The sequence below is a fragment of the Thiohalocapsa sp. ML1 genome, assembly GCF_001469165.1.
Classification (GTDB): Bacteria; Pseudomonadota; Gammaproteobacteria; order Chromatiales; family Chromatiaceae; genus Thiohalocapsa.
Map to the genome: position 1 here is coordinate 22,662 of NZ_JABX01000057.1, position 6,873 is coordinate 29,534.

The following is a 6,873-nucleotide window of genomic DNA, read 5'->3' on the forward strand; positions in this document are numbered from 1 at the left end:
GTGGGTCGATAGGGAACGCTTAGGGCTCCTTGCCGTCTTCATCGGAATCGGAATCGAAATCGAATATCGCGCATCTCATCGCCGCACCCATGTCGATCCCGATCCCGATCCCGATCCCCACCCCGATCCCGATCCCGATAGCGGTTTTGATAGCGATTCAGTACGGCAAAGGCAGCGGCAGCGGACCCTCCTGCATGGCCGCGACCTGCTCGCGCAGCCACAGGATCTGGTCCTGCCAGAACCGCGGCGAGTCGAACCACGGAAAGGCGGCGGGAAAGGCCGGGTCCTGCCAGCGCTGCGCGATCCAGGCGGCGTAGTGGATCTGCCGCAGCGCCCGCAGCGCCTCCGGCAGGTGCAGCTCGCGCGGGTCGAAGTCGCGAAACTCGCGGTAGCCGGCGAGCACGGCGCCGAGCTGTACGATCATCTCCTCGCGCTCGCCCGAGAGCAGCATCCAGAGGTCCTGGATCGCCGGTCCCATGCGGGCGTCATCGAGGTCCACAAAGTGGGCGCCGGCGTCGGTCCAGAGGATGTTGCCGCGGTGGCAGTCGCCGTGCAGGCGCAGCCCGCGGACGGCCCCGGCGCGCTCGAAGCAGGCGCGGACCTCGACCAGCGCCTGCTCCAGCACGCTGCGATAGGCGGGCTCCAGCTCCGGCGGCAGCCAGCCCGCCGCCAGCACGTAGGCGCCGGGGAGCTCGCCGAAGCTCTCGACCGTGAGCGCCGGGCGGTGCGTGAAGGCATGTGTCGCGCCGACGTTGTGGAGCCGGGCCAGCAGCCGTCCGAGCCGACGCAGCACGTCCGGGTCATCGAGCTCCGGCGCCCGGCCGCCGCGGCGTGGCGTCAGCGTAAAGCGCAGGTCCTGGTGGCGCAGCAACGTTGCCCCGTCGCGCGCGAGCGGCGGCACCAGCGGCACGTCGGCGTCCGCCAGCTCGGCGGCGAAGGCGTGCTCCTCCAGGATCTGCGCGTCGCTCCAGCGCGCAGCACGGTAGAACTTGGCGATGACGGGCGGACCGTCGTCGAGCCCCACTTGGTAGACGCGGTTCTCGTAGCTGTTCAGCGCAAGCAGCCGCCCGTCCACCGCGAAGCCGGCGGACTCGACGGCGTCCAGCACCCGGTCCGGGGTCAGCGTGGCGTAGGGGGTCGGGTCGGCGTCGGTCATTGGGGTCAGCTCCTTAGTTGCCGTCCCAGGGCGAGCAGCAGTAGCTGCGGGTCCGAGAGTTTGTCGCGCTCATCGATTATGTCGCGCAGCGCCCTGGGCCGGTCGGTGATGATGGCATCGACGCCATAGTCCAGCATCCGGGCCATGTCTTCCTCTCGGTTCACGGTCCAGACGTGGGTCTCGATGCCGGCGCGGCGGTTGGCGCGCACCACGGCGGGCGTGACGTGCGCTTGGTTCATGCTGAGGATATCCACGTCCAGCTCCCGCGTGTCGCCCATGGCGGCGGTGACGATCTGGCCGGTGCGCAGCTCCGGTGCCAGCTCGCGCACGCGCGCGAGGCCGGCCTGGCTCAGTGATGTGATGATGCACATCTCCCCGCAACGGGCGGCGCGGACCACCTCGACGACGCGCTCGGCCAGTGCCCGGTCGTGGCCGTTGTACTTGAGCTCGATGTTTAGCATGATCCGGCGGCCGGCGACGGTGAGGGCTTCGGCGAGGGTCGGGATGCGCTCGCCGGCGAACTCGGGGCCGAACCAGCGGCCGGCATCCACCTGGCGGAGATCCGCGAGCTGCGCTTCCCAGATGGGCACCGGCAGGCCGGCGATGCGCATGAGGTCCTTGTCGTGCAGCAGCACCAGCGCGCCGTCGGCGGTCTCCTGCACGTCGATCTCGGCCATATCGGCGCCGTCGGTGCGCGCCTGGTACAGGGCCGCCAGCGTGTTCTCAGGCGCCGTCGCCGAGCTGCCGCGGTGGGCGGTGACCAGCGTCTCCCGCCCGAGGCGCAGGTCCGCGAGTGTGTTGGCGGCCAGGGCGCCGGCCGCGAAGATCGCGAGCATCAGGCCGCCGGCGATGGCCCAGCGCGGGATGCGGGTGTCACGGGCGGCGCGCGTCCAGCGGTCGCTCGGGAGCCCGTCTACGTCCATCACGGACAGATATAGGTGCATGATCGACACCGCCAGCACCGCCAGAACGAAATAGGACGCGAGCGCCGCCAAGGCCGCGAGCAGCACCACCGCCAGTGCCGTGGCAAATACCAGTGCGCGCACGCCGACCACCCTGCGCAGCAGCGCGCCCACCGCCGCATCCGCGAGCCAGAGGACCAGCACCGCCAAGGCGACGGCGAGCAGCAGGTTCAGCACCACCAGGCGGAACGCCCGCCAGCGTTGCCCGCGCAGCAGCTCGGCACTGCGCCGCAGCGCCGCGCGGCCGCGGGTGCCCTCGTACAGGCAGAGCGGTATCGACACGCCCCAGGCGACGAGGTAATGCGCGATCACGAGCGCCGCCGCGGCGGCGACCAGGGCGCCGATGCCGAGCGCCGCCAGAAACTCCGGTGGGCGTTGCGCCAGGTACCAGTTGATGTCATGGGCGCCGAGGAGTCCTGAATAGGTCAGCGCCGCCACCGCCGCCAGCGGCAACAACCAAGCCAGCAGGATGCCCGCCTGCCACAGCGCGAGGCCGAGCAGCCGCGGCAGCGCCGTGACCGCCGTGGCCAGCGCGGCGCGCCAGCTTGCGCGTTGGCCGCGGCTGACGCTGGCGGCGATGTGCATGAGCCCCGCCTGCTCTGCGTAGAAGCCGGTGAGCGTCAGCGCCGCCGCCAGCAGCACGAAGGCGAGCCCCGGCACGGAGAGCAGGAACTCCGCGATGGCCTCGTTGGTGACGCTGACGGCACCGCTGCTCCGGATCAGCCGTTGCAGCACCCAGGCCGCGATGGGCGCGAGCAGCACCGCGCCGATGGCCTTGTACAGCAGGTCGTAGACGAGGCCGGCGCGCACGGCCCCGCCGAACAGGGCGTGGGCGTAGACGTCGAACCAGATGTCGAGGATTCGCTTCATGAACCGGTGTGGACGGCTGCGGCGGACTTGTCCACGGACGGCGCCTCGTCATCGCCGCCAGGCAACAGATCGGGGAGCTCGGTGCGCTCCATCTCCACATCGGCACGGCCGGCCATGGCGCGCACCAGCGGGCCGAGGGTGAGCCCCTGCACGACGATCGAGAAGACGACGACGCAGTAAGTCACCGTGACCAGCAGGTCGCGGGTGTCGCCGTCCGGCAGCGACAGCGCCAGCGCCACCGAGATGCCGCCGCGCAGCCCGCCCCAGGTCAGGATGCTGACGGCGCCGGGGGAATAGCTGCGGAAGCGACGCATGATGCCGATCGGCACGCCGACGCTGACGGCCCGGGCGAATAGCGCCATCGGGATCGCGAGCAGCCCGGCGAGCAGATACTGACTGGTCAGTGTCAGCACCAGCAGCTCCAGGCCGATCAGCACGAACAGCACGGCGTTCAGCACCTCGTCCACCAGCTCCCAGAAGTTGTCCAGGTGCAGCCGCGTCAGCTCGGACATCGCCCCATGGCGACCCTGGTTGCCGATGAGCAGGCCGGCGACGACGACGGTGATGGGCGCGGAGAGGTGCAGCGCCTCGGCGGCGGCGTAGCTACCGCTCGCCAGCGCCAGCGTGATCAGCACCTCCACCTGATAGTTGTCCACGCGGCGCAGCATCAGGAACGCGATGCCGCCGGCGAAGAGGCCGAACAAGAGCCCGCCGAGTGCCTCCGTGCCGAACAGCGCGAGCACCCCCGGTACCGTCACCTGCTCGCCGCCGAAGGCGATCTCGGTCAGCACCAGGAAGGTCACCACCGCCACGCCGTCGTTGAACAGCGACTCGCCGGTGATCTTCACCTCCAGGTTCTTCGGCGCGCCGGCGCTCTTCAAGATGCCGAGCACGGCGATGGGGTCCGTCGGTGCGATCAGTGCGCCGAACAGCAGGCACCAGATGAAGGGCACGTCGAGGCCCAAGAGCCAGAAGATCCCGAACATGCCGATGCCGACGATGAAGGTCGCGCCGAGCACGCTCGCGGTGGCCAGCGTTGCGATGACCCACTTCTGCTTCGCCAGATCGAACAGATTCACGTGCAGCGCGCCCGCAAACAGCAGGAAGGCCAGCATCCCGTGCAGCACGGCGGCGTCGAAATCGATGCTCTCCAGCATCGCCCGCGCGTCCTCCTCCAGCCCATCGCTGCCCGGAATCGGCATCAACAGGGCCAGAGAGACCAGCAGCGCAATGAGCATGAGCCCGATGGCCGTCGGCATCTTGAGCAGACGGTGGTTGATCCAACTGAACACCGCCGACAGCGTGATCAGAATGGCGATGATGTCGAACAGTCCCATGGGCGGCTCCGGGGTTTGTCTGCCAACGGACGGGCGAGGCAAGACATAGGCCGCGTATTATGCCGGCTCCGCGCCGGCCAGGCTCGGTCAGTCCCCTGTCGGCGCCGGGCCGCGGGGCATGCCGGAGCGCGCTCCGGCGGCGGCGAGGGCGACGCGCAGCGTCAGGTCGTCCAGCAGTTGGTCTAGCTGCGTGCGCACGGCGGGCAGGGCGGCGAGGGGCTCGGCGTAGGGCGAGCGGCCGCAGTGCCAGCCGTCGCGGTCGATGCTGCCGATGATCACCCGCTCCGGCAGCGGGTAGGGATGCGCGGTCAGGCCGCGCTGGCTCGCCAGCAGCAGCCGGACCCGGGCACGCTCGGTGGCGGCGTGGGCGGCGCGGTCGCGGTGGAAGCCGCAGAAGCGCACCAGGTAGCGGCGCGGCAGATCCGGGTCAGGTGCCAGCTCCAGGTAGCTGACACCGCCCAGGCCGACACGACGGGTCCTCAGGGGCACGGGCATGGCCTGACCTCTCGGGTGCTGGCTCGTTGCCGAACATAGGGCAGGGCTCGCCGCCGCGCAACGTTTCTCGCCGACGTTCTTTCCAATCGCATCAGTTCCATTGACTCTCAACTCCATTGACTCTCAACTCCATTGACTCTCAACTCCATTGACTCTCAACTCCATTGACTCTCAACACAGCAGAGGATCAACAACATGAGTGACGTTCGCATCACCGAAGTGGACGAGACCCTGCACGCGCAGACGGACATGACCATCGGCACACGCATGGTGCAGGTGGCGGTGCCGACGGACCGAGCGGTGACGGTGCACGCCGAGGTGAACGCCAGGAAGCTGCAGCTTTGCCGCATCTGGGATGCCGCCGGCCGCATGCACTTCGAATGGCAGGGGCGTGGCGAGCAGCGCACCATCGGTGCCGGTTCGCGGACCTTCGAGCACACGCCGCTCAGTATCGGCTGCCTTGCGCTGCAGACCGATCATTGGGTCGTGAGCGATCTCAACATCTGCGCCGAGAGCGCGGAGGGCGAGCGGCGCGTCGTCATTCGCTGCGAAGACGGCGGTGACTTTCCGGGCAGTTGGGACGACCTCGTGATCCGCTTCGGCTGGAACGAGGATTGAGCATGCGACGGTCGACGACAGCGCGACGACCTTGACAGATCGGCTTCCAACGTCTATCCCTCAGAAGTACAATCGCTTAGCTAGACTTCTGGGGGAATCACATCAATGTTGCGCTGTAACTGGTTTTTTTGCCGAACCGGCGTCGCCGCCGTGCTCGCGGCCGCGCTGCTTGGGGGGTGCGCCGGGTCACCGCCGCGCACCGCGAGCGCGGATGGCGAAGTGTTCGACTTGTCCGGGTTGGAGGAGTCGCGCGCGAGCGTCGTCATGGCGGCCCTGTCCCAGGTCGGTACGCCCTACGTCTACGGGGGGTCCGATCCGGGTGAAGGGCTCGATTGCAGCGGGCTCACGCAGTTCGCACACTCGGCGGCGGGCGTGAACATCCCGCGCGTCTCCACCGAGCAGCAGGCCGCGGCGCGGCCGGTTGGCCGCAGCCCGGCGCCCGGAGACCTGGTGTTCTTCAAGACCGGGCCGTCGCAATATCACGTCGGGCTTATGGTCGACCGGGAGCGCTTCGTGCACGCATCGACGTCCAAGCGCCGGGTGCGGCTCTCCAGCCTATCGGCGGACTATTGGCGGCATCGTTACTTGGGGGCTGGGACGTACCTCTGAAGAAGGGCCTAGGGCCGAGGGGGGAGGGCCGAGGGTCGAGGGCTGAGGGGGGAGGGCTGAGGATTGAGGGGCGGTGGACGGCGGCCTTGGTCCTTGGTCCTTGGTCCTTGGTCCTTTCTTTCATCGCCTTTTGCCAGCGCTTGTTGCACAATGCTCCGCGGTTCGGGGCGCGGCCCCGGTTGACTGGCCCCAGGGCGGGGTCGGATTCCTCATCAACGTCAGAAGGAGACGTCAGAAAATGTCCGATAAGCCACTCCGAATGAGCCGTCGCGACGCCGTTAAGACCCTGGTCGGCGGCCTCGCTGCCGTGCCGGTCATGAATCTGGTTGCGACCGCCGCCGCGTATGCGCAGGATCTTCCCCACGTTGATCCGGCTACGGATCCGACGGCACAAGCACTGAAGTACCAACACGACGCCACGGCGGCCGATCGCGCCGCTGCTGCCCGTCCTGGTCTTGACCCGTCCGAGCAGCATTGCGGCAACTGCAACTTCCAGATGCCCAAGTCCGAGGCCGAGTGGGTGCCCTGCAGCCTGTTCCCCGGCAAGGCCGTGAACACCAACGGCTGGTGCGCCTCCTGGACGCTGCGGGTCGGCTGACCCCGGTCCGCCGCGCGCCGAGCCCCCAGGGCTCGGCGTAACCCCCAGACGCCGGCCTCAGGGCCGGCGTCTGCGTTTCCGGGCATCGAACTGGGAGCGCCGGCTTTCAGCCGGCTTCGCGTGCCGGGGGCTTGATGCCCCGGCGCGCGATCTGCGGCGCGGGAGCCGGGCGGTTGTCCGTGCCGAGCCGCCGGGGTAGGCGAGCGCGCATGTGCCCGCTTATCAGCA

General features: G+C 69.0%; 8 protein-coding genes. 3 read left to right on the forward strand and 5 right to left on the reverse strand.

Annotated elements, in window-relative coordinates:
* Positions 1 to 157: 157 nt before the first annotated feature.
* From ML01_RS23835 to ML01_RS23850, 4 genes are all read right to left on the reverse strand, one after another.
* On the reverse strand, positions 158 to 1,156 hold the full coding sequence (locus ML01_RS23835; protein ID WP_058557884.1) for a serine/threonine protein kinase: 999 nt from the start codon (positions 1,154 to 1,156) through the stop codon (positions 158 to 160).
* A 5-nt stretch (positions 1,157 to 1,161) separates the two neighbouring features.
* A complete protein-coding gene (locus ML01_RS23840) occupies positions 1,162 to 2,988 on the reverse strand; it encodes a glycerophosphodiester phosphodiesterase family protein (protein WP_058557885.1) in 1,827 nt (608 codons plus the stop codon).
* Positions 2,985 to 4,325, reverse strand: coding sequence for a sodium:proton antiporter (locus tag ML01_RS23845; protein WP_058557886.1), 1,341 nt, complete (start codon positions 4,323 to 4,325; stop codon positions 2,985 to 2,987). The genes ML01_RS23840 and ML01_RS23845 overlap by 4 nt, the downstream gene beginning before the upstream one ends.
* 87 nt (positions 4,326 to 4,412) lie before the next feature.
* Positions 4,413 to 4,820: a hypothetical protein gene (locus tag ML01_RS23850; RefSeq protein WP_058557887.1), complete on the reverse strand. Its 408-nt coding sequence runs from the start codon at positions 4,818 to 4,820 to the stop codon at positions 4,413 to 4,415.
* A gap of 195 nt (positions 4,821 to 5,015) precedes the next feature.
* Here ML01_RS23850 and ML01_RS23855 point away from each other — a divergent pair, with 195 nt between their 5' ends.
* Entirely contained in the window at positions 5,016 to 5,438 is a 423-nt protein-coding gene (locus ML01_RS23855) for a hypothetical protein (protein ID WP_058557888.1), read from the forward strand.
* Between the two features lie 80 nt (positions 5,439 to 5,518).
* On the opposite strand, the gene ML01_RS30870 is transcribed toward ML01_RS23855, so the two are convergent.
* The gene (locus ML01_RS30870) at positions 5,519 to 5,704 is read right to left on the reverse strand and encodes a hypothetical protein (protein ID WP_254045372.1); all 186 of its coding nucleotides are present in this window, start codon (positions 5,702 to 5,704) and stop codon (positions 5,519 to 5,521) included.
* On the opposite strand from ML01_RS30870, the gene ML01_RS23860 reads away from it, so the two are divergent.
* Both ML01_RS23860 and ML01_RS23865 read left to right on the forward strand, forming a co-directional pair.
* The gene (locus tag ML01_RS23860; protein ID WP_371258242.1) at positions 5,703 to 6,047 is read left to right on the forward strand and encodes a C40 family peptidase; all 345 of its coding nucleotides are present in this window, start codon (positions 5,703 to 5,705) and stop codon (positions 6,045 to 6,047) included. The two genes, ML01_RS30870 and ML01_RS23860, sit on opposite strands and share 2 nt — an antisense overlap.
* A gap of 238 nt (positions 6,048 to 6,285) precedes the next feature.
* Complete coding sequence (locus tag ML01_RS23865; RefSeq protein ID WP_058557889.1) at positions 6,286 to 6,645, forward strand: high-potential iron-sulfur protein; 360 nt, start codon at positions 6,286 to 6,288, stop codon at positions 6,643 to 6,645.
* Positions 6,646 to 6,873 lie beyond the last annotated feature (228 nt).

Bases quoted from the DNA above. Each gene is read 5' to 3' on its own strand.
- ML01_RS23860 (WP_371258242.1), top strand. From the start codon at position 5,703: ATGGCGGCCCTGTCCCAGGTCGGTACGCCCTACGTCTACGGGGGGTCC.
- ML01_RS23845 (WP_058557886.1), bottom strand. From the start codon at position 4,325: ATGGGACTGTTCGACATCATCGCCATTCTGATCACGCTGTCGGCGGTG.
- ML01_RS23840 (WP_058557885.1), bottom strand. From the start codon at position 2,988: ATGAAGCGAATCCTCGACATCTGGTTCGACGTCTACGCCCACGCCCTG.
- ML01_RS23850 (WP_058557887.1), bottom strand. From the start codon at position 4,820: ATGCCCGTGCCCCTGAGGACCCGTCGTGTCGGCCTGGGCGGTGTCAGC.
- ML01_RS30870 (WP_254045372.1), bottom strand. From the start codon at position 5,704: ATGACGACGCTCGCGCGCGACTCCTCCAACCCGGACAAGTCGAACACT.
- ML01_RS23865 (WP_058557889.1), top strand. From the start codon at position 6,286: ATGTCCGATAAGCCACTCCGAATGAGCCGTCGCGACGCCGTTAAGACC.
- ML01_RS23835 (WP_058557884.1), bottom strand. From the start codon at position 1,156: ATGACCGACGCCGACCCGACCCCCTACGCCACGCTGACCCCGGACCGG.
- ML01_RS23855 (WP_058557888.1), top strand. From the start codon at position 5,016: ATGAGTGACGTTCGCATCACCGAAGTGGACGAGACCCTGCACGCGCAG.